The following is a 21,993-nucleotide window of genomic DNA, read 5'->3' as shown; positions in this document are numbered from 1 at the left end:
TCGAGAGAATCAGAAAAAACGAAACGGATTTGCCGATGAAACTTTCGCTACTGGCAGTTGGGCAAAAGCAGCCTGGCTGGATGGAAGAGGGCTACAAAGAGTACGCAAAGCGGATGCCTAGAGAATGGCCGCTGCAACTCATTGAACTGAAACCGGAGAAGCGCGTCGGTGGTAAGACGGCAGAGCAAGTCATGGCGGCTGAAAAGGTGCGTATTCTAGATGCCTTGCCAAAGTCAGCTAGATTGGTGGCGATGGATGAGCGCGGTGCCCGTTGGACGACAATGGATCTGGCTAAGCAAATGGAAGCTTGGCAACAAGATGGCCGTGACGTGGCGTTTGTGATTGGTGGGGCGGATGGACTTGACCCTGAAGTGAAGCAACGCGCAGACCAATTGCTTGCTTTGTCGCCCATGACGTTACCGCATGGCTTGGCCCGGGTGATGTTGGCAGAGCAGTTATATAGAGCAGTGTCTATCTTGAATAACCATCCGTATCATCGCGAATAAGTATGATTTCTCTGATGAAGTAAAAAAGGTGCTGTGAAGGCACCTTTTTTTATTTGTGGGGCGATTAACTAAACGCTTTTTGCATCAACGTGAGTTCATCAGTAAAGATGCCATCTACCCCCCAAGCTTGTAACGTCTTTGCTCGTTCTACATCGTTAACGGTATAGGCAAGTAGCTTGTATCCGGCATCTTTGACTGCTTTCACCCGCGCTTCCGTGAGGAGTGCTTCATCTGTGTTTAAAGATACCGCATCGATCGCTTTTAACTTCACTTCCCAATCTTCTGGCCATGGAGCTTCAATTAGCCAAGCGCACGGTAAGGCGGGCACTGCTGCTTTAGCGGCCACTAAAGATTCGTAGGCAAAAGAAGAGAGTAGCGGTTTAGTTGTTTGGTTCGACCACAATTGCTGTGCGGCTAAGGCTACTGCTTTACCAGTCTCTTCTTCTCTACCCGGGCAAGGTTTGATTTCGACGTTGGAAGCTAATCCCGCATGGTGGCAATAACTCGCAATCGTTGCAAAGCTGGGTAAGGGTTCATTGGCAAATGCTTCTGTTAGCCAACTGCCTGCATCTAGCTGTGATAGCGCTGCCCAAGATTGGGTTGCTGCCAATCCATTTCCATTGGTGGTGCGATCAACTGTATCGTCATGCAATAAGAAGCAAAGATTGTCTGCACTTAGTTTTACATCGTATTCCACTGCACGATAGCCTTGTTTGATGGCTTCCATCATGCCTGCGAGCGTATTTTCTGGTGCCTGTTTACCACCACCACGATGGGCAATTAAAAAAGGAAATGGCCAAGCTTGCTGCATATACCGTCCTTGAAAACAGAATGGGTGTTGTTTATTTAGGCGCCTTTGATATGGGCACTTTTGGGATATCGCTTTGTTTTAATCACTACTTGTGGCTGCTTCGAACTAAGCTTTCCGGCATTTTCCAAAATCGGATATGCCAGAGAACAAATGTGGCTATTTACCCGTTTTAAGTCGCGAATGACATCTAAATGCAGGCTACTGGTTTCGATACTTTGCACGCGTTGTTCTGCTAGACGTTGCAAATGATTTTCAGCATAGCGTCGTTCAAGTTGATTAAACTGAGTTTTTTCATCTAGTAACCGCTGTGCATTTTTGACGTCTGGCCGCATAAATAAATTTAGGCCAAGACGTAAGTTACTAATCAGACGCTGGTGCAGGTCATGAATTTCTACATTCCCGGTTTCAGAGAAAACTCGCTGGTTGTGTATTTTTCGTCTAGCTAAATCCATTAGGTTTTTGTCGATGACATCCCCAATGTGCTCGAGATTGATCGTTAATGAAAGCACGTCTACCCAGCGTTGGTTGTCTTCTGTGGATAGTCCATCTCTCTCTACTCGCATTAAATAGTTTTTGACCGATTTATAGAGGATGTCGATGACCACCTCGCTATCTTCCACGCGACGTGTCGCTGCATCATCGTTCTCGCAGATGGCTGATTCGGTATCACGAAGCATTTCGTCGATCATATCGCCCATGCGCATTGCCTCTCTCGCCGCACATGCAATCGCTAGCTCTGGGCTTTCTAAGGCCGCTTCATCTAGATATTTGGTTTGATGCGGTTGACGAGATTCGTTAGCCGATTTGCACAATTTGGCGCATAAATTGGCAACGGGCACATTGAGGAAAAGGAAAACCGCCGCCGTAAATACATTAAATAAAACGTGGAAATGCAAGACTTGCCGTTCAGGTGTATCACCTAAGTAGGTTAGCCAAGGCCCTGCATGCTTGATAAATGGGGCGACTAAGGCGATGCCACATAGTTTGAAAACAAGATTCGCAATCGCCACTTGCCTGCCATTTGAACCGCTCCCGACGCCAGATAGCAATGGGCTCATGCTGCTGCCCATATTGGCACCTAATACGAGCGCTAGCCCAAGCAAGGGGGAGAGTGCTTCATTACCAACCAAGGTGGCGACTAACAGCACAATCGCTAAACTAGAGTGGGCAACAAAGGTTAAACAAGCGGCGACTAAAATATCTAATAAGGTATCGCCAGTGATGGATTGGAAAATCACTTGAATCGCATCGCTATGGCTGATCGGGGCCATCGTGGAACCAATCAGTTGCAAGGCGAGCATCATGATGCCAAGCCCAGCGGTGGCTTTGCCGGCTTGTCTACTTTGTTGGCTACGATTTGCCCGATAGAGCAATACGCCAATCAGAATGAGTAGAGGAGATAGCCACACTAGTTTTAGCGAGAAAAACTGGGCAACTAAACTAGAGCCAACATCCGCCCCTAAAATGATCGGAAGCGCAGCGGCTGTGGTGATTAAGCCTTGGCCAACAAAGCCAGCCACCATCAAGGTAGTGGCTGTGCCGCTTTGAATCAGGGCGGTAATACCCATGCCAGTAAAGAAGGCGGTAAAGCGACTTTTGACACTTTGCCCAAGTGCTTTACGTAAAGGTCCTCCCCAGGCGCGTATTAGCCCTGTTTGAACCATATGAGTGCCCCAAATTAATAGGGCAACTGCGCCGAGTAGTTGCGTCAGTACCAGCATGGCAATCCCCTCACTTTTGACGAGGTTTCCTGAAGTACATCAGAGCGACTGCAATGCCTGAGACCATCATTAGTAGCAGGCTCACGGCATTGAGTACCGGTGAGGCACCTTCACGCATCCGGCCGTACATTAATACGGTAAGCGGATTATCACTACCAACTAACATGAGCGTTGTATTGAAGTTCTCGAACGAGAGCAAGAAAGCAACGGCTCCACTACCAATAATAGCTGGTTTTAGATAAGGCAAGGTAATTGTTCGTAATATTGCAAAACGGCTCGCCCCTAGGTTTAGCGCTGCTTCTTCTAGTGATTCGTCAAATCGCTTCAACCTTGCCGCAATCGTGAGCGTTGCTATCGTCACAATATAGGAAAACTGACCCGCTACCACGAGAGGTAAGCCTGGGCGCAACCATTCTAATTCTAGCTCCCATTGATCATAAGCGAAGTTGGCAATCTGGCTCGCAAAAGAGAGAATCGAGATGCCCAGGATCACACCTGGGATCACCAATGGAACCAGCATCATGGTGGTTAAGATGCTTTTGCCGGGGAACTGTGCTCTTTCTAGCAAAAAGGCGTTGCCAGTACCAATGGTTACAGACAAGACGGTTACCCAAAAAGCGACCTTGCAGCTTACCCAAATACTGGTTAATAACGCGGTATCAAAGAATAAGCCGGTACGATCATCTGTATGTGCGATGAACCAATCAAAGGTAAAGCCTTTCCATGGTGGAGTAGGAAAGAGTGAGTTATTAAATGCAAATACAGCAACGACAGAAAGCGGTAGTAATAAAAATAGAAAGAACAAGGTGACATAAACCGCTCTGCCACGCGTAAGAAACTTTGAGTCTGGCAAACTTGGAATCATGATAGCCTCAATGAATTAAGTACGACGCATCGCGTCTGCAAATCGTTGCCCGGTAATTTTTAGACCTGCCCATACCAGTAATGACGATAAGCCGAGCAATAAGAAGGCAAATGCCGCACCTTGCTCCCAGTTAAACCGAGTAATAAATTGGGTGTAAATCTGTTCGGTAAACCACATCGAGCTTTTTCCGCCCAGCACCACTGGGGTTAAGTAGTTACCTAGCGTCAGCATGAAGACCATGATGCAACCCGCTGCAATGCCCGGTGCCGCATGCGGAATCACAATCCGACGTAAAATATCAAATCGGTTGCCACCTAAATCGTATGCTGCTTCAATCAGACTATCGTCCAAAGTTTCTAAAGCATTAATCAGTGGGACCAGCATGAATAATAAGGAGCTATATACCAAGCCAACCAGAATGGTGGCATCGTGATACAGCAACTCTACTGGCTCATTCGTTAGACCAATCATCTGGAAGAAGCCCGGAATCACACCGCTGCCTCTGAGTAAGATTAGCCAGCCTAACGTACGTACCAATTCACTTGCCCAAAATGGGAGTAGGGTGGCTGCTAGCATTAGTGCCTTCATGCGACCTTTGGCTACTTTGGCAATCGTCCAAGCAACAGGGAAGGCAAGCACCAAAGCTAAAACCGTTGCGATTAACGACATCACGGCGGTACGCACAAAGGTATTCCAGTACAGAGGCTCTTCAAAGAAGGTCATGTACTGCTTAAAACTAAAGGCAAATTCACCGGGGCCTACGCGCTCGCGTAGGGAAATAATCCCCATGCCTGTATGTGGGAGAACAATTAACAGCAGCAACCATAAAATGGCCGGGGCTAATAAAAGATAAAGCGTGAGTTTTTTAGGGCTTAGTCCATTCATGGCGCTTACCTCTGGAACGCTTGTACATGTTCAGCTTTAATGCCGATATGCACGGTTTCGTCATGAACTAAATCTGCATGTTGCCCGGTATGTGGTAAGGCAACATGCAGTTGAGTGCCGCTACCTACTTCTCTCACCTGTACGGTAGAGTTCGCACCGTCAAAGAATAGGGTTTCTACTTTGCAACGGAACTGATTGGCAAAGTTTTCCATTTCGCTTGCATTTCTAGAGAGCGCAATGGTTTCTGGGCGAATAAAGAAAGAGGCGTTGCCGCTCGTGCCGCCTTGCATCGATGTGGCATGCAAAGGTAGTCCTGCCGCAGTTGCCCCTTGTTGGGCACTACTTAATGCGCCTTCTAGGCGGTTGTTGTTACCAACAAAGCCAGCCACAAACGCGGTTTGTGGGTGGTAATACAATTCTTGAGGTGTACCGACTTGTTCAAATTGCCCTTTGTTCATGACCGCAACGCGATCACTCATCACTAGCGCTTCGCTTTGATCGTGCGTGATGTAAACGAAGGTGGTACCTACTTCGTGCTGTAATTGCTTTAGTTCTAGCTTCATGTGTTCACGAAGCTTCAAATCTAGCGCGCCTAATGGTTCATCTAATAGCAGCAGGGTTGGCTCTAGTACTAAACTGCGCGCAATCGCTACCCGTTGTTTCTGGCCGCCAGATAATTGATCAATCCGCTTACCAGCAATCCCTGGTAAGCCGACACGGGAGAGCATATCTTCTGCTTTTCTTTGGATCTCTGCTTTCGCTAAGCCTCGTCTTGCCAATCCATACCCAACGTTTTCACCCACTGTCATCATCGGGAATAGCGCTAAGTGCTGGAACACCATGTTCACAGGGCGACGGTTTGGTGCCACATTATTCATCGACTTACCGCCGATCAAAATATCCCCTTCATCTGGTGTAATAAACCCGGCAATCATCCGAAGTAAGGTGGTTTTGCCGCATCCAGAAGGGCCTAAAATCGAGAAAAAGCTACCTTTCGGTACATCAAGGCTTAGCTGATTGACCGCTGTAAAGTTGGTGTAGTGTTTACTGACTGCCTGAACAGACAAGTCAATCGGAGCAGATGAAGACGAAGTTTGCATGGCTCAATCCTGATGTGTTGCTTACCCTCTTTGTCCGATCTCAGACGAGGATTGGGTTCATCTTTGTGCGGTTTGTACCGCCTCATTTGCCGCTCATAAAAACCGAATGAACGGATGGCTTTCAAAAATCTGTAACATACCGAATAAAAATGGCGGCATTCTAGGAATGCCGCCCAAGCAAGTGAAACTTAGTTTGCTGCTTTGATCTTATCTAGTACTTTGCCATCAATTTCTTCTAGGCCAGCAGGGATTGCTGGGTACCATTTGATGTTTTTCATTGCTGCAGGTGGGAAAGATTCAGCCAATTGTTTTTTCATGACTGCATCCATGTAGTTTTCTGCGCCTTTAATCGCAGTAAAGCTACCGGCAGATTTCGCCACTTTAGCGGCCACGTCTGGGCGGCTAATGAAGTTAATCCACTTGTAAGCTGCGTCTACATTTTTCGCTTTAGATGGAATCGCGAAGGTGTCAACCCAACCCAATGCACCTGATTTTGGCGCAACAAATTTGATTGCTGCATTTTCGGTGTTTAGCTTCCAACCACCCGCATCCCACATTTGAGCTGCAACTACTTCACCATTGCGAATGTCGTTTAGTAGCTGGTCTTTGCTTTCCCAGAAGTATTTCAAGTTCTTTTTACATGCAATTAGCTTGTCGCCAGCTGCATTCATAATCGCTTCGTACTGCTTAGGATTTGCATAAGCCTTAAATGGATCTTTACCCATTGCAAACGCTTGGCCAATTAGCGTTGGGCGTTTTAGACGCACAGCGGTTTTGCCAGCGTATTCTGCTTTACATAGATCGCTGTAATCCGCTGCTTTTGATTTTGCAGAGTTAACCACTAAACCATCAGTCCCCCAAAATAGTGGCACGCCATATACTTTGCCATCTAAGCCAGTTACTTTTTTGGTCGATTCCAACATCGATGGAATGAAGTTGGCTACTTTCACTTTCTTCAAATCGATTGGTTGGTAAATGCCGAACTCTTTGGCTGGTCCGGTGATACGGTCTTGGCTTGGGTTGACCAAGTCAAAGCCTGCGCCACCAGTTGCGCGTAGTTTTGAAATCATTTCTTCGTTGTTTGACAAAGTGACTTCAACGGTAATGCCGGTTTCTTTCTTAAACTGATCAACAACTGCTTGTGGTGCATAGTCAGCCCAAGTCAATAAACGCAACACTTGGTCATCTGCTTGTGCATGGAAAGCAAAAGCAACTAATGCAGCACCTGTAGACAACTTCAATTGGCGACTCAACATACAGATCTCCCTCGGTAAGAATAGTCAAACAACAAATTGCAGTTAAAAATAGCCGGCACCGACCATCGGTACCGCAAGCCAACTACTTGAATGCACTAAACGCATTCAAGCTAAAACTAAACTTGTTTAATCAATGACCTTGATCATTTGGTCAGCTGCGATTTTCTAACTTTAATATTAAAATTGTATTAAATGTTGTTTTTGGAACTATTTTTTTTTCTAATTATTTTCGTTTTTGTTGCTCATGTTGGATTTTCTACTAACCAGTTCTGCAAAGTTGTCTCGCAATCTGGTACGTGAAGTCCTAATTTCGTTCTTCTCCACAAGATATCTTTGGCTGATACCGCCCATTCATACTTACGCAGATATTGAATCTCACTCGCCGTCATGCCTGGGATCACGTAGCCGCCCAGATCAGACAGGCTTTTTGCATTGCCTAATATGCGGCGATGTTCACTGCCATACAGCTGCGCGACCCTTGCGACCATATCGGTTGGGAGGTGAGGGTAGTGTTCACATACACTTTGGATATAGGCTGTTTTAGATAGCGATCCTAAATGCCCGCCCGGTAATTTGCTTTTGCTCGTCCAAGGTTTGCAGCTTAGCCCTAAGGCGGCAACGAGTTGATTAACAGCCGTTTCTGCTAACACGCGAAATGTCGTAATTTTTCCGCCGAATACATTAAGTAATGCAGGCCCATTGGTAACGAGTTCTAGAGAGTAGTCTCTCGTTACGCTAGCAGCATTGCTGTGTTCATCGTCTAGCAATGGTCTGACGCCGCTGTAGTGCCATTTCACCATGTCAGGGGTGACGGATGCAGTGAAGTACTCACTACTCATCTTGCAGAGATAGTCTATTTCTTCGTTCGAAATAGTCGCGTCTCCTGGGTCGCCAATGTAATCTACATCGGTGGTGCCAATGAGGGTGAAATCATGCTCATACGGAATCGCGAACATGATGCGCCGATCAGGGTTTTGAAAGATGTATGCGCACTCGTGGTCAAATAAGCGCGGCACAACAATATGGCTGCCTTTAATTAGGCGTAATGATCGATGTGGCTGGTTGGTACCCGCGTCATCCAAAAAGGAAGCTGCCCAAGGGCCTGCTGCATTGACAATAGATTTGCTTTTTACCGTAAAGGTGTCGTGTTCGTTACGTAGCGTGACAACCCAATGTTCACCCGTCTTTTGTGCTTGAATGCATTTTGTTCGGGTAAGGATTTTTGCGCCATGTAGCGCGGCATCCCGTGCATTTAACACAACCAACCGTGCATCATCTACCCAGCCATCCGAATACATGAAGCCTTTGCTGTAGCTGCTTTTGAGCGGCAGACCGGTTTCATGTTGATCTAGTCTTATTTGAGCAGAACCCGCCAGTGTTTTTCTAGCGGCTAGATGATCGTACAAAAATAACCCTAACCGAATCATCCACGCCGGGCGAAGGTGTTGATTGTGTGGCATCACAAAGCGAAGTGGCCACATGATATGCGGAGCAGAATCAAGCAATACTTCTCGTTCTTGTAGTGCCTTACGCACAAGCGAGAACTCGCCATATTCCAGATAGCGAAGTCCGCCATGGATTAGCTTTGTGCTCGCAGAAGACGTGTGCTCGGCCAGATCATCTTTTTCGCACAATAAGACAGACAATCCTCTGCCTGCCGCATCACGAGCAATGCCTGCTCCATTGATGCCGCCGCCGATGACTATCACATCAAAGATCTGATCTAGCACTTCCCTCTCCAAGGTTGTTTTTTGCGAATACTAACGCTGTAATTTTCATAATGCAACATTAAATGTTGTTTTATTTTCGTTTTATGAATTTTTTATAACAAGATGTATAATGAAATATCACTGAAACATCATGATGGTAGAAGCTCTGCTAGATTTCATCGCAACTAAAGCCATCTAGTCATGGTCGCAGCGAAATGTTGCTTTTTGTGTGTTTTGGTGAAAAAACGAACCGAAATGAAAGTGGGACATGCTCAATCAGAGACAGCAAGCCTTGTTGGACTTAGTGAAAAAACGTGGGTTCATGAGTGTCGAGGCGCTTGCGCAGCAGTTTGATGTCACGATGCAGACCATCCGTCGAGATATTAACCAGCTGGCCGAAATGAACTTATTGCGCCGCTACCATGGTGGGGCAGGTTTGCCGTCGAGTGTTGAAAACATCGCCTATACGCAGCGTAAAGTGCTGCACGCGGATTCTAAGCGGCAAATCGCCCAATCATTGGCTGAGCAAATAGAAGACGGGCAGTCCTTGATTATTAACTTGGGGACGACGACCGAAGAGGTGGCGCGGGCGCTGCTTTCACATAAAAACTTATCGGTGATTACTAATAACTTGAATGTGGCAGCCATCTTGGCAGATAACCCCGAGCACGAAGTGATTGTGGCGGGTGGTGTGGTGCGCTCAAGAGATCGAGGGATTACCGGAGAGGCAACCATCGACTTTATTCGCCAATTTAAGGTCGATATCGGCATTATTGGTGTATCGAGTATCGACCCGGACGGCACGCTTAGAGATTACGATTATCGTGAAGTAAAGGTGGCGCAAACCATTATCGAGCAATCTCGCCAAGTCTGGCTGGTCGCCGATCATAGCAAGTTCAGTAGGGAGGCATTGGTCAAGTTGGCTCACATCAGCCAAGTGGATGTTTTATTTACAGATATTGATTTGTCAGAAGAAATGAAAGCGGTGCTACGAGAGGCCGGGACGCGAGTAGTGGTTGCTACTGAAGTTTGACGATTCTTTACATTTTAAATGCAAAAATATTACAAAAAAGAGTTGGTGACCTTAGGGTCATTGCATATGATCTTTTCATTATTGAAATGATTGGGTTATTTAGCATGACGAAGGTGAACTCACTCGCGTTTGTGGTGGGTGCGGGACTGATGCTGGCTGCCTGTTATTTATTGTTTGGCAGTAAGTTATTCTAGTGTTTGCACGATGCGCCAAAGTGACGTTGCGCGAGATATTTAAAAAAAGGGGCTTCGGCCCCTTTTTTGTTGTGTCAGCGACGAACGGCTGAATAAAAAAACAAAAAACCCGCAGAACAAAGTTCATGCGGGTTTTTATATTCTGGTGCCCAAGGTCGGACTCGAACCGACACACCTCGCGGCGGGAGATTTTGAGTCTCCTGTGTCTACCAATTTCACCACCTGGGCATCTGTGTCAGCAATTTGCTGCTCAACAGAGATGCGTATTATCCATAGCTTCATTGGGTTTGGCAAGCGTTTTTTTGAAAAAGATGAAAAAAGCTTTTTGGGTCCTCTTCATAAAAGGTGGGAAAGGCTGTGTTTCTTATTTGTTGGAGTGGAGAACGGTGCTGAAAAGTAGGTTTAATATCAAACGTCAAAGACATCATCGCGTATAATCTTTGTTTTGATTTTGAGAGTGCTCGCCCATTCGTTGTGCGGGCAGGAAATGCCATATGTTGTTGTCCGATTTTGACTACCATCTTCCAGAAGAGTTAATTGCCCAATACCCACCAGAGGTGAGAGGGAAAAGCCGCTTGCTAGATACGGCAGAGCAACAGTTTAAAGACAGATTGTTCAGCGATTTAACCCAACTAGTAAAACCCAATGATTTATTGGTGTTTAACGATACTAAAGTGATCAAGGCGCGTTTATTTGGGCAAAAAGCGACCGGTGGTAAGGTGGAGGTCTTGGTTGAGCGTGTGCTGAGCGAGCATGAAGTGCTTGCCCATGTACGTGCAAGCAAGTCACCACCTGCGGGCAGTGACTTGATTTTGGCCGATCGTTGGAAGGTGGTTGTGTTGGGACGGGAAGGTGAGTTATTTCATCTCCAATTCGTTAGCGAGCAACCCGTTTCAGATATTCTAGAAGAAAGTGGCCGTTTGCCGCTTCCACCGTATATTACGCATGACCCTAATCAGACAGACGAAAGTCGTTATCAAACGGTTTATGCGCGTGCCGATGGTGCAGTGGCCGCGCCAACGGCGGGCTTGCATTTTACGCCAGAGTTACTGTCAGAGCTTTCTTCCTTAAATGTTCAGCAAGCTTTTGTTACCTTGCATGTTGGTGCAGGAACATTTCAGCCAGTCCGAGTCGAAGCGTTATCCGAGCATATTATGCATCGCGAGCGGTATGAAATTACTGCAGAAACCATTGCGCAAATCCGTGAAACCAAAGCAAACGGTGGGCGCGTAATTGCGGTGGGGACGACGTCATTGCGTGCGTTAGAGTCGGCAGCAAGATCGGGTGAGTTGCAAGCGGGTTGGCAAGAGACGGATTTGTTCATTACCCCGGGCTATCGTTTTAAAGTGGTAGATAGATTAATCACTAATTTCCATTTACCAAAATCAACACTACTAATGCTAGTGTCTGCATTTACAGGTTATGAACGCATGAAGCAAATTTATGATCATGCAATTGCACATCAATACCGCTTTTTTAGTTATGGTGATGCAATGTGGTTAGATCGTGATGATTCGGTCGTTGGTTGGTAAGCGGTATATTGGCTGAATGAAGCCTGAACAAGATTGGCTTGGCGTTTGATTTTTGTCAGGCAATTTAAATATGATGACCAGATGGCAGCTATCTGGCTGGCGAGTAAAAGTAAATGATAGAAACCGATTCGTTTGACCCTGCTGCTCGTGTGATTAACCCTGTCAGCACGGGTAATCAAGAGGATGCGCTAGAACGTGCGCTGCGCCCGAAGCTACTAGATGAGTATGTTGGCCAAGAAAAAGCGCGTGGCCAGTTGTCTATCTTTATCGAGGCGGCCAGAAAGCGTAAAGAAGCGCTCGATCATGTCTTGCTATTTGGGCCGCCAGGCTTAGGTAAAACGACCTTGGCCCACATTATTGCGCGAGAAATGGGGGTGAACCTCCGGCAAACGAGTGGCCCAGTATTGGAAAGAGCGGGGGATTTGGCTGCGCTGCTCACCAACCTAGAGCCACATGATGTGTTGTTTATTGATGAGATTCACCGGCTTTCTCCAGTGGTGGAAGAAATTCTTTACCCTGCGCTAGAAGATTACCAAATCGACATCATGATCGGCGAAGGGCCTGCCGCCCGTTCGGTAAAGCTAGATCTACCGCCATTTACCCTGGTTGGTGCAACGACTAGGGCGGGGATGTTAACTAACCCGCTACGCGATCGCTTTGGTATCGTGGCAAGGCTAGAGTTTTATACGCCAGAAGAACTAAAGAAAATTGTGACGCGGTCTGCAAGATTATTAAACATGGAGTCCTCTGAAGAGGGCGCGTTTGAAATCGCTAGACGCTCACGTGGGACGCCGCGAATTGCCAACCGGTTATTACGTCGGGTGCGTGATTTTGCAGAAGTTAGGGCAGATGGCACGATTAGCCAGGCCGTTGCAGATGAAGCGCTGCAGATGCTAGATGTCGATTCTGCTGGATTAGATGTCATGGATAGGAAACTTTTATCTGCTGTAATCGACAAATTCTCAGGTGGACCGGTTGGTGTTGATAACTTAGCCGCTGCAATTGGCGAAGCCAGAGATACGATTGAAGATGTACTAGAACCGTATTTGATTCAGCAAGGTTATTTGCAAAGAACGCCGCGAGGCCGCATGGCAACGCCACTTGCCTATCAGCACTTTGGTTTGCCGGTGGCAGATACGCAAGATAAACAATAAATAATAAATTGAAAGCGTATACCAAGCGGTACGCGAAAACAGACTACATAGCGAAAGCAGGGTAAATGGAAGCCAGTACAGATCTATCCTTTATGCACCTAATTACCGGTGCTAGTGTAATTGTTCAGTTGGTGATGATTGCACTTCTCTTTATGTCCTTAATGTCATGGTCGTTTATTTTTTCTAAGTGGTCTGCCATTCGCAAAGCCAGTAAGCAAAGTGCGCAATTTGAGCGTCAGTTTTGGAGTGGTAACGATCTAAACCAGCTGTATCAACATGCTAGCCAAAATAGCGAAGACAATATTGGCATGTCTCGTATTTTTACGGCGGGCTTCGGTGAGTTTTTAAAGCAAAAGCGACAAACAGGCGTTGAGCCAAGAGACATGATGGACAGCGTCCAACGTGCAATGCGTGCTGAATATCAGCGTGAAATTGATCGTCTGGAGTCTCATCTAGCCTTTTTGGCCACAACGGGCTCTGTGTCTCCTTACATTGGCCTATTCGGTACGGTATGGGGGATTATGAATGCCTTTAGAGGCTTGGCAAATGTGGGGCAAGCAACGCTTGCACATGTAGCACCGGGCATTGCAGAGGCGCTAATTGCTACGGCAATTGGTCTATTTGCTGCGATTCCGGCTGTGGTTGCATATAACCGCTACTTGCACGACATCGACCGTCTATCTATCAAGCTAGAAAGCTTTATGGAAGAGTTTTCTAACATCCTTCAACGTCAGGCAGGTCGCTAAAATGGCGGCGAGTTCAAGACGGGCGCGCCGCGCACTCAAAAGTGAAATTAACGTTGTTCCGTTTATTGATGTGGTCTTGGTGTTGTTGATCGTATTTATGGTTGCCGCACCAATGATGCAAACGGGGCAAATCAAACTGCCAGAAGCCGGGCAAAGTAGCCAAGTGGATGTTCGTCCAATGCAAATCCAAATTAAAGATGATGGTGCAGACACCTTGTCTTTAAATGATGGGCAAGGGAATGTATCGACACTTAGCATAGATGAATTAGTAGAGGCGATTCGCGCTAAGCAGGTTGAAAACCCTGCGTTGCCTGTCGTGATTAGTGCCGATAAAACCATCAAATACGAAGCGGTGATTAATGTCATGAGTCGCCTGCAAAAAGATGGCATCAAACAAGTTGGCTTGCTGGTTCAGCAACAGGGTGGCAAATGAATAGGCTGAAAAACGATGGGGGATTATCGCCGCTAGGTATTGTGCTAGCGGTGATGGCTCATATCGTTCTGTTGATTGTGCTGTATATCGGCGCATCTTGGAATAGCACACCACCCAAACCGGTAGAGGCCACTTTATGGTCATCTTTGCCCGGAAAAGATGTGGAGGCCACTAAGCCCATTACGCCACCGAAAGAAGTGAAAAAGTCTCCGCCTGTCACAGATAAAGAAGAAGTGGTAAAGCCAGAAGTGAAGCCCGACCCTAAACCCGTCGAGGTGAAAAAACCAACGGTAACACAACCCGTTGAGGCGCCGGTTGTCGCCAAAAATGAAAAAGCAGCCATTAAATTAGAAACCCCAGCGTCTAAAGCGAAAAAAGAAAAGCCACAGAAGGTCGAAGTAACACCAACGCCTGAAAAGCCTGTTAAGCCAGAAGTTAAAAAAGACAATTCAAAGGCAATTAAAGACGAAATGGCGCGTCAGATGGCGGCGGAAGAGGCTGAGCGCAGTAAAGAAGTAGCCGCCCAAAAAGCGGCTGCAGATGCAAAGGCCAAAGCGGATGCGCAGGCAAGAGCAAAAATTGGCCGAGACACTGCCGATTATCAGCAAAAAGTGGCGGCTTTAGTTCGTCAACGGGTGAATTTTGAAGATCCTGGCGGTGCCAATCTTGAAGCAAAGTTTTTGGTGCCATTGCTACCAAATTATGAAGTATTAGAAGACGGTATTCGATTGCTCAAATCTAGTGGGAATAAGTCATACGACGATGCGGTTGAGCGTGCATTGCATGCATTACGTAAATTTCCACCACCTCCAGAAGGGGTGACGTTGGGGCGAGAATCCGAATTTAGTTTCCGCCTAAGATAAGCGAGCATGGCGTTTTGCCATTTGCCTACTCAGTAAATAGCTAATAAAGAGAGCGACTCGATGAAAACAATGGTTCGTACATTAATCGCAGGGGCATTTTATGTCGCTATGTTTGGTCATACCGCCTCTGCTTTAGATTTTGAGGTGGTGGGTACTGGTGGCAATCAAATTCCAGTTGCCATCATTCCATTTGCAAAAGAAAACACTTACACCCAATTAATTACGCCGGTGGTTAAAGCCGACTTAAACCGAAGTGGCTTGTTTAAGATTGTAGATTTTTCACCTGCGCAAATCCCAACCGATATTTCTCAGTTGCCGTTTGACGAGTTAAATAAACGTGGTGTTGCCGTGGTTGCGATGGGCGTGGTTGAGCCGCAGGCAAATGGTGTTGCAGCAGTGAAATACCGTCTAATTGATGTGGCAAAACGTGAGCAACTAGATGGTATTGTGCTAAACCAATCTGCCACTCAGTTACGCCGTGTTGCCCATAAAGTTTCTGATCGTATCTACGAAAAACTAACGGGCGATAAAGGGGTTTTCTCTACCAAGATTGCTTATGTACTTAAACAAGGTAAGCGCTTCTTCCTGCAAGTGGCCGATGCAGATGGTTATAACCCGCAATCAGTCGTCAGTAGTAGCGAGCCAATCATTTCTCCTACTTGGTCTGCCGATGGGGGGCAAATTGCGTATGTGTCCTTTGAGGCTAAAAAACCGGTGGTGTATGTGCAATCCCTTTCTAGTGGTAGCCGTAAGGCGGTAGCCAACTTTAAAGGTAGCAATAGCTCACCAGCGTTTTCTGCCGATGGCAGCCGTTTAGCTGTGGTGTTAACGCAAGATGGTCGTTCGCAAATTTATAGCATTCCTGCGCAAGGCGGAGCCGCAAGACGCCTAACCCAAAGTATTGGCATTGATACCGAGCCAACTTTCGCGCCAGATGGCAGTATTTACTTTACGTCAGACCGTGGCGGTAGCCCACAAATTTACAGAATGGGTGGTGAGGGTGGGTCTGCTTCTCGTGTGACATTTGAAGGTAGCTACAATGTTTCTCCAGATGTTAGTCCAGATGGCAAAAACTTGGCATTCATTCAAAATAGTGGCGGTCGTTTTAAAGTAGCGATCATGGACTTTGCTTCTAAGCAAGTGCAGGTATTAACCGATACCTCTCATGACGAATCCCCTAGCTTTGCACCGAATGGCAAGCTTATTTTATACGCGACATCCCAGGGCGGACGGGGGGTGTTGGCTGCCGTGTCTAGTGATGGTCGCGTCAAGCAAAAGCTGACCGAATTGTCTGGTGATGTGAGAGAACCTGCATGGGGACCATTTACCGGCAAATAAGCTAGGCGGCTTATTTTTGCTTGTGCCAGAGTTGTTTTCTCTGGCAAGATTTAACGTGAACACTTAATTGGCTAATTAATTCGCTTAATTGCTTGGAACCAATTGATAGTCTGTGTGTCCTTTTAAGGGTAAGTCGCAGACTGAATTTACAATCTTAGAGGAGTAGTGACAATGCGAGTAATGCAATTTGCCGGCAGCATTTTATTGGCTGGACTATTGGCTGCATGTGCCAGCAACAACCCTCAGGCTACCAATGGTGCCCCAGTTGAAAGCCGCAATAATGCGGATGCGAATGCGCAAACCACTCAAGTAAATGATGATGGCAAAATGGCGCAGGTCGACTTAGACAAACAAAATGCTGGCGATGAAGTGGCAAACTTGCAAAAGGGCAGTATTTTCTTTGATTACGACCAGTACACCGTAAAAGATGATTTCAAAGGTTTGATTGAAGCAAATGCGGCGTTCTTGAAAAACCACCCTGCGGCAAAAGTGCTGATTCAAGGGAATACCGATGATCGCGGTAGCCGTGAATACAACTTGGCGCTAGGTCAGAAACGTGCCAATGCGGTCAAAGAAGCGCTAGAAGTATTGGGTGCGGATACAAACCGTGTAGAAGCAGCTAGTTTGGGCGAAGAAAAGCCGCGTTGCGAGCAAGCATCTGAAGAGTGCTATGCTCAAAATCGTCGTGCGGACTTCTTGTACCAAGGACAATAATCCATGAACCGGTATTTGCTTCGTGCGTTAATGGCAGTGGGGATGGTGAGCGCCGTGAACGGCGCTCACGCCGGTTTGTTTGATGATGACGAGGCGCGAAAACAGGTCGCAGATGTTCGTGTGGAACAGCAGCAACTAGCGGATCGTGTTTCAAAAATCGAAGCAACGGTAAACAGCCAAAAAATGCTTGAGTTGATCAATCGAATTGAGCAACTCAACGGGCAAATTGCCAAGTTAAATGGGCAACTTGAAGAACAGGCACATCGTCTTGATGAAATGGAAAAGCGCCAAAAAGATCTATATCTAGATACGGATACGCGTCTTCGAAAGATCGAGCAAGCGCCGGTAGCGCCTACACCATCAGCGACTGTTGCCGCTGCTGCTAGCACAACGAATGCAGCAGCACCGCAAGCGGCGGGTGATCCTGCTCAAGAAAATGCGACATATGATGCCGCCTTTGCCAAGTTTCGTAGTGGCAACTATCCAGCTGCAATTACAGGCTTTGCATCCTTCATCAAGAGTTACCCAAATAGCCGCTACGCGCCAAATGCACAGTACTGGATTGGTAACGCGTATACCGCTCAGCGCGATTACAAAAAAGCTATTTCAGAGCAGCAAAAGCTAATCTCTATGTGGCCTGATTCAAACAAGGTGCCAGATGCCATGTTGAATATCGCTACCGCACAACAAGAGTTAGGTGATGCGGGGGCTTCTAAAAAGACATTAGAAGAGCTTGTGACAAAGTTCCCACTAACGAGTGCCGCAGATCAAGCGAAAAAGCGCTTAGCTGCCAAAAAGTAAGTTAAATCAGGTAGAATTTCTACCTATGACTGCCTGTCGCATTGCGGCAGGCTTTGTTTTTTTGTGGTATCAAAACTAGCGGATTACTCATCTTGCCATGAATGGCGCAAGATCGTTTCATCCGCTTGGAACAAAGAGTGTATTCGCCATGGCTGTAGCAGATTCCGTTCTATTAACTGAAATATTCTTCTCTTTGCAGGGAGAGTCTAGCCGGGTTGGCTTGCCAACGGTATTTGTCCGTTTAACCGGCTGTCCGCTCCGCTGTGGCTATTGTGATAGTGCATATGCTTTTTACGGTGGCGAGCACAAAACCTATGACGAAGTGCTTCAAGAGGTGGCAAAGCATGGTGCGAAATACGTCTGTGTAACCGGCGGAGAGCCGCTTGCTCAGAAGAACTGCCTGCCACTACTGACAAGACTGTGTGATGAAGGTTATTCGGTTTCATTAGAAACCAGCGGTGCGATGTCGATAGCAGAGGTAGATCCTCGCGTGTCGCGCATCATGGATTTAAAAACACCAGGCTCTGGCGAAGAAGCAAAAAACCTATTAGACAATTTGCCACTGCTCACCACAAAAGACGAGTTGAAGTTTGTGCTAACGAGTGAAGCGGATTATGAGTGGGCAAAAGGCATGCTCTCTTCGCATCAGTTAGATAGTAAATGCCCTGTATTGTTTTCCCCTATCTGGGAAGGGCTAAAGCCAGATCAACTGGCTGATTGGATTGTTAGAGATAAATTAAGTGTACGTATGCAAGTACAGTTGCACAAGATACTCTGGGGCGAAAAGCCGGGTGTGTAATGCTGTTGCATGAGAAGGATGAAGAAATGAGTAAAAAGGCCGTTGTATTAGTGTCTGGTGGGCTAGATTCAGCAACCGTATTAGCAATGGTAAAAGCGCAAGGCTATGATGTCTACGCGCTGAGTTTTGATTATGGACAGCGTCATCGCTCTGAATTGGATGCCGCCAAAAAAGTGGCAGACTTTTTAGGCGCAAAAGATCACCGCGTGGTGAAGTTAGATTTAACCTTGTTTGGTGGCTCTGCGTTAACCGATGCCTCGATTGATGTGCCGACCAGCCCAACAGAAGGTATCCCAATTACCTATGTGCCTGCGCGTAATACGATTTTGCTATCTGTTGCACTTGCTTGGGCAGAAGTATTGCATGCCGATGCAATTGGTATTGGTGTGAACGCTGTCGACTATTCCGGTTATCCAGACTGCCGCCCAGAATACATTGCTGCCTATGAAAAAATGGCTAATTTGGCGACCAAGACCGGCGTAGAAGGTGAAGCGTTGAAAATCCTTACGCCACTGATCGATATTCCTAAGTCAGAGATTATCCGCCAAGGCGTTGCCCTAGGGGTGGATTATGGATTGACGGTTTCTTGCTACCAAGCAGATGCAGATGGTCGTGCGTGCGGAGAATGTGATAGCTGTCGAATTCGTAAAGAAGGTTTTGAGAGTGCCGGAGTGAGCGACCCTACCCGCTATCAGAAATAATTTTACCCTTAGGGGTTGACCGTTTAAAAAAGCTTCTGTATAGTTACGTTCTCTTGTGGTTGGGTCGTTAGCTCAGTTGGTAGAGCAGCGGACTTTTAATCCGTTGGTCGCAGGTTCGAGTCCCGCACGACCCACCAAACCAAATACAAGAAATTGTAAGTTTTGAAGTGTCAAAAAATACAGTTTCTGTTATCGGCAAATGCCGGTAACGCCAACCGTTTAAGGTTGGGTCGTTAGCTCAGTTGGTAGAGCAGCGGACTTTTAATCCGTTGGTCGCAGGTTCGAGTCCCGCACGACCCACCAGTAAATACAAGGAAAACCCCAGTCTAACCGGCTGGGGTTTTTTGCTTTCTGGTCCATTTCTGGTCGAGTGGATTTGCATGTGCTTACCGGTTTTTAAAAAGTTTTGGATACAGAAGTTTGCTTAAATGTGCTTAGTGAGGACTATTATAGTCGTCTATCCAAGTCACAATTTGATTGTAGTCGGCCAACGATATATCCCAACTACTTGACGCTTCCTTTTCTACGAATCTAATAGCATCAGTACTAAAACTCGATGTTGTTGCAATAATTGTTTTATTTGGGCCGTCTTTAGTGTTTTTTACACCATGTAATGCTCTAACTACGTCTACTCCGACAGTGTTTGTTTCTGCATAGTGCTTGCACTCGATGAAGTACTTTAGCGGGATTCCAAAGCGATCTGTACTTATCGCAATAATATCTTTGCCGCCATCTCTTGTGCGCTTTGTTAGTTCTACTTGAAATCCTTTGTTTCTGAATAATTCAGCGACAACTTCTTCGAACTGGCGAGAGTTTATGTTGCGAATTAATTCTGGGTCTGATTGGATTTCTAGAATGATCTCTTTTGTGCTCGCAATTGCGAGATCGAATTCTCTTGCCTCATATAACTCTGGGAAATACTCGAAAACAGGGGTGTCTGTTGTTGATGCACCCTGGATATTGCTCTCAACATAATTTATGCAACCTTCTGGATATACATAAACCATGAAGTTAAATTCGATTGAATAACCACAATTTGAACAGACTTCATCTAGTGTTAGCTCATAAGTTAATTCTGCTCCCATTGCTCTTTCGGTGCAGTCTACGTTCTCAACTTCAAAATCGCTTATGTCAGTGTGACCATACTCGTCGCACTCGTTACATAAATATCTAATCGCACCTGCGAACTGCCACATGCTTTCTCCTGAGTTGTCAATGTGTGTTCATATCTACGATATGGCGAAGTTTACAATTTGCCCCTACTGCTCTGATCTTGTATATGTAACATATCCCAGCTTTTTACGTGAACCCCATATTACCTATCAAAATAGCATAATCCGATGTCTTGAGCGAGGGGTGTCGATATTGCTGTTGATCAATAGCTGCACGTCTCACTAGCTGTATTACCTCCACCCTGAACTCCCATATTATTCATCTGTAGTCCTGAAATCATTTATCTAAACCCCACCAGCCAATGCTGATGGGGTTTTTCTTTTTGGAGATTGGCATGGCAGATGCAACCGAATATCTATGTGCATTGGTCTGGCGCGTGCTAGAGATGGGGTTGTTTGTCTTGGTTTTGAATGGTGTAGCTATGTGGGGAGGTGGTTACTGCACGCCTTTGCGATAACCGCCAATGATTCTCTCCCAGATTTGGGTGCGCATGGTGGCATTTTCAACTGGTTCTAGCCAGATGAGTTTGCCCTTGGGTGTGTTGGGTGTGGTGGTGATGGTGTTAGATAGGCCGTAGCGGCTGGATAGGAGGTCGCTGACGGGCTTTCTTAAGCTGAAGTTGATCCATTCATGTGCTAGCTTTTTATTTTCGCTTTTCGAGGGGATTGCCCAGCAGTCTAGCCATGCAAGTGCACCTTCTTTGGGGATGATGTAGCCGATGTTGGCGCCGGCATCTCTTAGCATTTTTACCTGTTGTGTGCCGTAGTTTGCATAGACTAGTGCAACGGGTTTTCGTTTGTACGTTTCAACCACTTCTTCTGGCATGTTGTAGTAGCTAACGGTGTTTTTTCTCAGGGCTGCAATGCGTTTGGTGACGTTGCCAAATTGGGTTTGGTTAAGTTGAAATGGGTTTTTGATGCCAAGGGCTAGGGCGGCCATAGAAAAGTTCTGTGTGCTACCGTTGTAAGATAGTACTTGTCCTTTATATGTGCTATCCCACATGACGTTCATGCTGGTGGGGGCTTGTTTGACGATATCTTTGTTGTAGATTAAGCCCATTTCTGAATACGCATAAGGAATGGCGTAAAGGTGGTTGTTGTTGATTAGCCCGTGGACTTTGGATAGTGGCTGAAATTGCTTTTGCTGGAATTTCTGGTTGGGTAAGTCTTCTGAATTGATGGGTGTGGTTAGATTCTCTTCGATATAGCGTTGCAGCTCGGCGGTGTTAACGGCAAATACGTCTGCCTTAATGTCTGGTGAGTGGATGGTTTCCCATAGCTCATCATCAGATCCAATAATTCTGACGGTTACGTCTGCATTAAAGCGTTTGCTGAATTCCGAAACGACATCATCATCTGCGTAGCCTGGCCACGCAATAATATGAAGAGACTCCTTGCTATAGGCGATGCAAGAAGTAAATGTAAGGCTTGTCAGTAGAATTGCAAAAATAATTTTTTGCATGAGTGTCGTTATGATTATCTGGTTAATTTCAGAATAGCATAACGTAAAGAAATTGCAGACAGATGATGGTCAATGAAAAACAAAAAAGCCAGCTCTAGGAGCTGGCTTTTGTATTTGGTGGCGAATCAGGGATTCGAACCCCGGACCTGCGGATTATGATTCCGTCGCTCTAACCGACTGAGCTAATTCGCCGAAAGA

At 46.4% G+C, this 21,993-nt stretch carries 22 protein-coding genes and 4 tRNA genes; 15 read left to right on the top strand and 11 right to left on the bottom strand.

Features of this window, described 5'->3' with window-relative positions:
* The first annotated feature begins 35 nt into the window (after positions 1-35).
* A complete protein-coding gene (rlmH, locus tag LIN78_RS10035; RefSeq protein WP_227180664.1) occupies positions 36-506 on the top strand; it encodes a 23S rRNA (pseudouridine(1915)-N(3))-methyltransferase RlmH in 471 nt (156 codons plus the stop codon).
* 64 nt (positions 507-570) lie between these two features.
* Here rlmH and ugpQ read toward each other — a convergent pair whose 3' ends face one another.
* From ugpQ to glpD, 7 genes are all read right to left on the bottom strand, one after another.
* Positions 571-1,317, bottom strand: a complete 747-nt coding sequence (ugpQ, locus tag LIN78_RS10030) for a glycerophosphodiester phosphodiesterase (RefSeq protein WP_227180663.1) — start codon at positions 1,315-1,317, stop codon at positions 571-573.
* Between the two features lie 35 nt (positions 1,318-1,352).
* Entirely contained in the window at positions 1,353-3,038 is a 1,686-nt protein-coding gene (locus tag LIN78_RS10025) for a Na/Pi cotransporter family protein (RefSeq protein ID WP_227180662.1), read from the bottom strand.
* Positions 3,039-3,048: 10 nt separating this feature from the next.
* Positions 3,049-3,903 carry an ABC transporter permease gene (locus LIN78_RS10020; RefSeq protein WP_227180661.1) on the bottom strand — a complete coding sequence of 285 codons (855 nt, stop codon included), beginning with the start codon at positions 3,901-3,903 and terminating at the stop codon, positions 3,049-3,051.
* Between the two features lie 15 nt (positions 3,904-3,918).
* The gene (locus LIN78_RS10015; protein ID WP_227180660.1) at positions 3,919-4,788 is read right to left on the bottom strand and encodes an ABC transporter permease; all 870 of its coding nucleotides are present in this window, start codon (positions 4,786-4,788) and stop codon (positions 3,919-3,921) included.
* Positions 4,789-4,793: 5 nt separating this feature from the next.
* On the bottom strand, positions 4,794-5,888 hold the full coding sequence (locus LIN78_RS10010) for an ABC transporter ATP-binding protein (RefSeq protein ID WP_227180659.1): 1,095 nt from the start codon (positions 5,886-5,888) through the stop codon (positions 4,794-4,796).
* Positions 5,889-6,076: 188 nt separating this feature from the next.
* Positions 6,077-7,144: an extracellular solute-binding protein gene (locus LIN78_RS10005; RefSeq protein ID WP_227180658.1), complete on the bottom strand. Its 1,068-nt coding sequence runs from the start codon at positions 7,142-7,144 to the stop codon at positions 6,077-6,079.
* 242 nt (positions 7,145-7,386) lie between these two features.
* Positions 7,387-8,874 (bottom strand): glycerol-3-phosphate dehydrogenase, encoded by a 1,488-nt coding sequence (glpD, locus tag LIN78_RS10000; protein WP_227180657.1) that lies wholly within the window; start codon positions 8,872-8,874, stop codon positions 7,387-7,389.
* Positions 8,875-9,121: 247 nt separating this feature from the next.
* Here glpD and LIN78_RS09995 point away from each other — a divergent pair, with 247 nt between their 5' ends.
* Positions 9,122-9,886, top strand: coding sequence for a DeoR/GlpR family DNA-binding transcription regulator (locus LIN78_RS09995; RefSeq protein ID WP_227180656.1), 765 nt, complete (start codon positions 9,122-9,124; stop codon positions 9,884-9,886).
* A gap of 337 nt (positions 9,887-10,223) precedes the next feature.
* On the opposite strand, the gene LIN78_RS09990 is transcribed toward LIN78_RS09995, so the two are convergent.
* Positions 10,224-10,308, bottom strand: a tRNA-Leu gene (locus LIN78_RS09990).
* Between the two features lie 266 nt (positions 10,309-10,574).
* On the opposite strand from LIN78_RS09990, the gene queA reads away from it, so the two are divergent.
* The 12 genes from queA to LIN78_RS09930 all read left to right on the top strand — a co-directional run bounded on the left by queA (position 10,575) and on the right by LIN78_RS09930 (position 19,464).
* Positions 10,575-11,612: a tRNA preQ1(34) S-adenosylmethionine ribosyltransferase-isomerase QueA gene (gene queA / locus LIN78_RS09985; RefSeq protein ID WP_227180655.1), complete on the top strand. Its 1,038-nt coding sequence runs from the start codon at positions 10,575-10,577 to the stop codon at positions 11,610-11,612.
* 113 nt (positions 11,613-11,725) lie between these two features.
* Positions 11,726-12,766, top strand: coding sequence for a Holliday junction branch migration DNA helicase RuvB (gene ruvB / locus LIN78_RS09980; RefSeq protein WP_227180654.1), 1,041 nt, complete (start codon positions 11,726-11,728; stop codon positions 12,764-12,766).
* 65 nt (positions 12,767-12,831) lie between these two features.
* Positions 12,832-13,512, top strand: a complete 681-nt coding sequence (tolQ, locus tag LIN78_RS09975) for a protein TolQ (RefSeq protein WP_227180653.1) — start codon at positions 12,832-12,834, stop codon at positions 13,510-13,512.
* Between the two features lies 1 nt (position 13,513).
* Complete coding sequence (locus tag LIN78_RS09970) at positions 13,514-13,945, top strand: ExbD/TolR family protein (RefSeq protein ID WP_227180652.1); 432 nt, start codon at positions 13,514-13,516, stop codon at positions 13,943-13,945.
* On the top strand, positions 13,942-14,808 hold the full coding sequence (gene tolA / locus LIN78_RS09965) for a cell envelope integrity protein TolA (protein ID WP_227180651.1): 867 nt from the start codon (positions 13,942-13,944) through the stop codon (positions 14,806-14,808). Before LIN78_RS09970 ends, tolA begins: the two co-directional genes overlap by 4 nt.
* Before the next feature lie 60 nt (positions 14,809-14,868).
* Positions 14,869-16,146 (top strand): Tol-Pal system beta propeller repeat protein TolB, encoded by a 1,278-nt coding sequence (gene tolB / locus LIN78_RS09960; RefSeq protein WP_227180650.1) that lies wholly within the window; start codon positions 14,869-14,871, stop codon positions 16,144-16,146.
* Positions 16,147-16,317: 171 nt separating this feature from the next.
* Positions 16,318-16,860 carry a peptidoglycan-associated lipoprotein Pal gene (gene pal / locus LIN78_RS09955; protein WP_227180649.1) on the top strand — a complete coding sequence of 181 codons (543 nt, stop codon included), beginning with the start codon at positions 16,318-16,320 and terminating at the stop codon, positions 16,858-16,860.
* A gap of 3 nt (positions 16,861-16,863) precedes the next feature.
* Positions 16,864-17,661, top strand: a complete 798-nt coding sequence (gene ybgF, locus LIN78_RS09950; RefSeq protein WP_227180648.1) for a tol-pal system protein YbgF — start codon at positions 16,864-16,866, stop codon at positions 17,659-17,661.
* Positions 17,662-17,809: 148 nt separating this feature from the next.
* On the top strand, positions 17,810-18,460 hold the full coding sequence (queE, locus tag LIN78_RS09945) for a 7-carboxy-7-deazaguanine synthase QueE (protein WP_227180647.1): 651 nt from the start codon (positions 17,810-17,812) through the stop codon (positions 18,458-18,460).
* Between the two features lie 26 nt (positions 18,461-18,486).
* Positions 18,487-19,161, top strand: coding sequence for a 7-cyano-7-deazaguanine synthase QueC (queC, locus tag LIN78_RS09940; protein WP_227180646.1), 675 nt, complete (start codon positions 18,487-18,489; stop codon positions 19,159-19,161).
* Positions 19,162-19,222: 61 nt separating this feature from the next.
* A tRNA-Lys gene (locus tag LIN78_RS09935) sits at positions 19,223-19,298 on the top strand.
* A 90-nt stretch (positions 19,299-19,388) separates the two neighbouring features.
* Positions 19,389-19,464: transfer RNA gene (locus tag LIN78_RS09930), tRNA-Lys, on the top strand.
* 131 nt (positions 19,465-19,595) lie between these two features.
* Here the strand turns inward: LIN78_RS09930 and LIN78_RS09925 are convergent.
* A complete protein-coding gene (locus LIN78_RS09925; protein WP_227180645.1) occupies positions 19,596-20,357 on the bottom strand; it encodes a restriction endonuclease in 762 nt (253 codons plus the stop codon).
* A gap of 311 nt (positions 20,358-20,668) precedes the next feature.
* On the opposite strand from LIN78_RS09925, the gene LIN78_RS18205 reads away from it, so the two are divergent.
* Complete coding sequence (locus LIN78_RS18205; protein ID WP_264474581.1) at positions 20,669-20,791, top strand: hypothetical protein; 123 nt, start codon at positions 20,669-20,671, stop codon at positions 20,789-20,791.
* Here the strand turns inward: LIN78_RS18205 and LIN78_RS09920 are convergent.
* Both LIN78_RS09920 and LIN78_RS09915 read right to left on the bottom strand, forming a co-directional pair.
* Positions 20,770-21,795, bottom strand: a complete 1,026-nt coding sequence (locus LIN78_RS09920; RefSeq protein WP_227180644.1) for an extracellular solute-binding protein — start codon at positions 21,793-21,795, stop codon at positions 20,770-20,772. The two genes, LIN78_RS18205 and LIN78_RS09920, sit on opposite strands and share 22 nt — an antisense overlap.
* A gap of 115 nt (positions 21,796-21,910) precedes the next feature.
* Positions 21,911-21,987: transfer RNA gene (locus LIN78_RS09915), tRNA-Met, on the bottom strand.
* Positions 21,988-21,993 lie beyond the last annotated feature (6 nt).

The sequence above is a fragment of the Leeia speluncae genome (genome assembly GCF_020564625.1).
GTDB lineage: Bacteria > Pseudomonadota > Gammaproteobacteria > Burkholderiales > Leeiaceae > Leeia > Leeia speluncae.
The sequence above is the reverse complement of the archived record's forward strand: the minus strand, read 5'-3'. Positions and strand labels throughout refer to the sequence as shown.

Bases quoted from the DNA above. Each gene is read 5' to 3' on its own strand.
- rlmH (WP_227180664.1), top strand. From the start codon at position 36: ATGAAACTTTCGCTACTGGCAGTTGGGCAAAAGCAGCCTGGCTGGATG.
- ugpQ (WP_227180663.1), bottom strand. From the start codon at position 1,317: ATGCAGCAAGCTTGGCCATTTCCTTTTTTAATTGCCCATCGTGGTGGT.
- LIN78_RS10025 (WP_227180662.1), bottom strand. From the start codon at position 3,038: ATGCTGGTACTGACGCAACTACTCGGCGCAGTTGCCCTATTAATTTGG.
- LIN78_RS10020 (WP_227180661.1), bottom strand. From the start codon at position 3,903: ATGATTCCAAGTTTGCCAGACTCAAAGTTTCTTACGCGTGGCAGAGCG.
- LIN78_RS10015 (WP_227180660.1), bottom strand. From the start codon at position 4,788: ATGAATGGACTAAGCCCTAAAAAACTCACGCTTTATCTTTTATTAGCC.
- LIN78_RS10010 (WP_227180659.1), bottom strand. From the start codon at position 5,888: ATGCAAACTTCGTCTTCATCTGCTCCGATTGACTTGTCTGTTCAGGCA.
- LIN78_RS10005 (WP_227180658.1), bottom strand. From the start codon at position 7,144: ATGTTGAGTCGCCAATTGAAGTTGTCTACAGGTGCTGCATTAGTTGCT.
- LIN78_RS09995 (WP_227180656.1), top strand. From the start codon at position 9,122: ATGCTCAATCAGAGACAGCAAGCCTTGTTGGACTTAGTGAAAAAACGT.
- queA (WP_227180655.1), top strand. From the start codon at position 10,575: ATGTTGTTGTCCGATTTTGACTACCATCTTCCAGAAGAGTTAATTGCC.
- ruvB (WP_227180654.1), top strand. From the start codon at position 11,726: ATGATAGAAACCGATTCGTTTGACCCTGCTGCTCGTGTGATTAACCCT.
- tolQ (WP_227180653.1), top strand. From the start codon at position 12,832: ATGGAAGCCAGTACAGATCTATCCTTTATGCACCTAATTACCGGTGCT.
- LIN78_RS09970 (WP_227180652.1), top strand. From the start codon at position 13,514: ATGGCGGCGAGTTCAAGACGGGCGCGCCGCGCACTCAAAAGTGAAATT.
- tolA (WP_227180651.1), top strand. From the start codon at position 13,942: ATGAATAGGCTGAAAAACGATGGGGGATTATCGCCGCTAGGTATTGTG.
- tolB (WP_227180650.1), top strand. From the start codon at position 14,869: ATGAAAACAATGGTTCGTACATTAATCGCAGGGGCATTTTATGTCGCT.
- pal (WP_227180649.1), top strand. From the start codon at position 16,318: ATGCGAGTAATGCAATTTGCCGGCAGCATTTTATTGGCTGGACTATTG.
- ybgF (WP_227180648.1), top strand. From the start codon at position 16,864: ATGAACCGGTATTTGCTTCGTGCGTTAATGGCAGTGGGGATGGTGAGC.
- queE (WP_227180647.1), top strand. From the start codon at position 17,810: ATGGCTGTAGCAGATTCCGTTCTATTAACTGAAATATTCTTCTCTTTG.
- queC (WP_227180646.1), top strand. From the start codon at position 18,487: ATGAGTAAAAAGGCCGTTGTATTAGTGTCTGGTGGGCTAGATTCAGCA.
- LIN78_RS09925 (WP_227180645.1), bottom strand. From the start codon at position 20,357: ATGTGGCAGTTCGCAGGTGCGATTAGATATTTATGTAACGAGTGCGAC.
- LIN78_RS18205 (WP_264474581.1), top strand. From the start codon at position 20,669: ATGGCAGATGCAACCGAATATCTATGTGCATTGGTCTGGCGCGTGCTA.
- LIN78_RS09920 (WP_227180644.1), bottom strand. From the start codon at position 21,795: ATGCAAAAAATTATTTTTGCAATTCTACTGACAAGCCTTACATTTACT.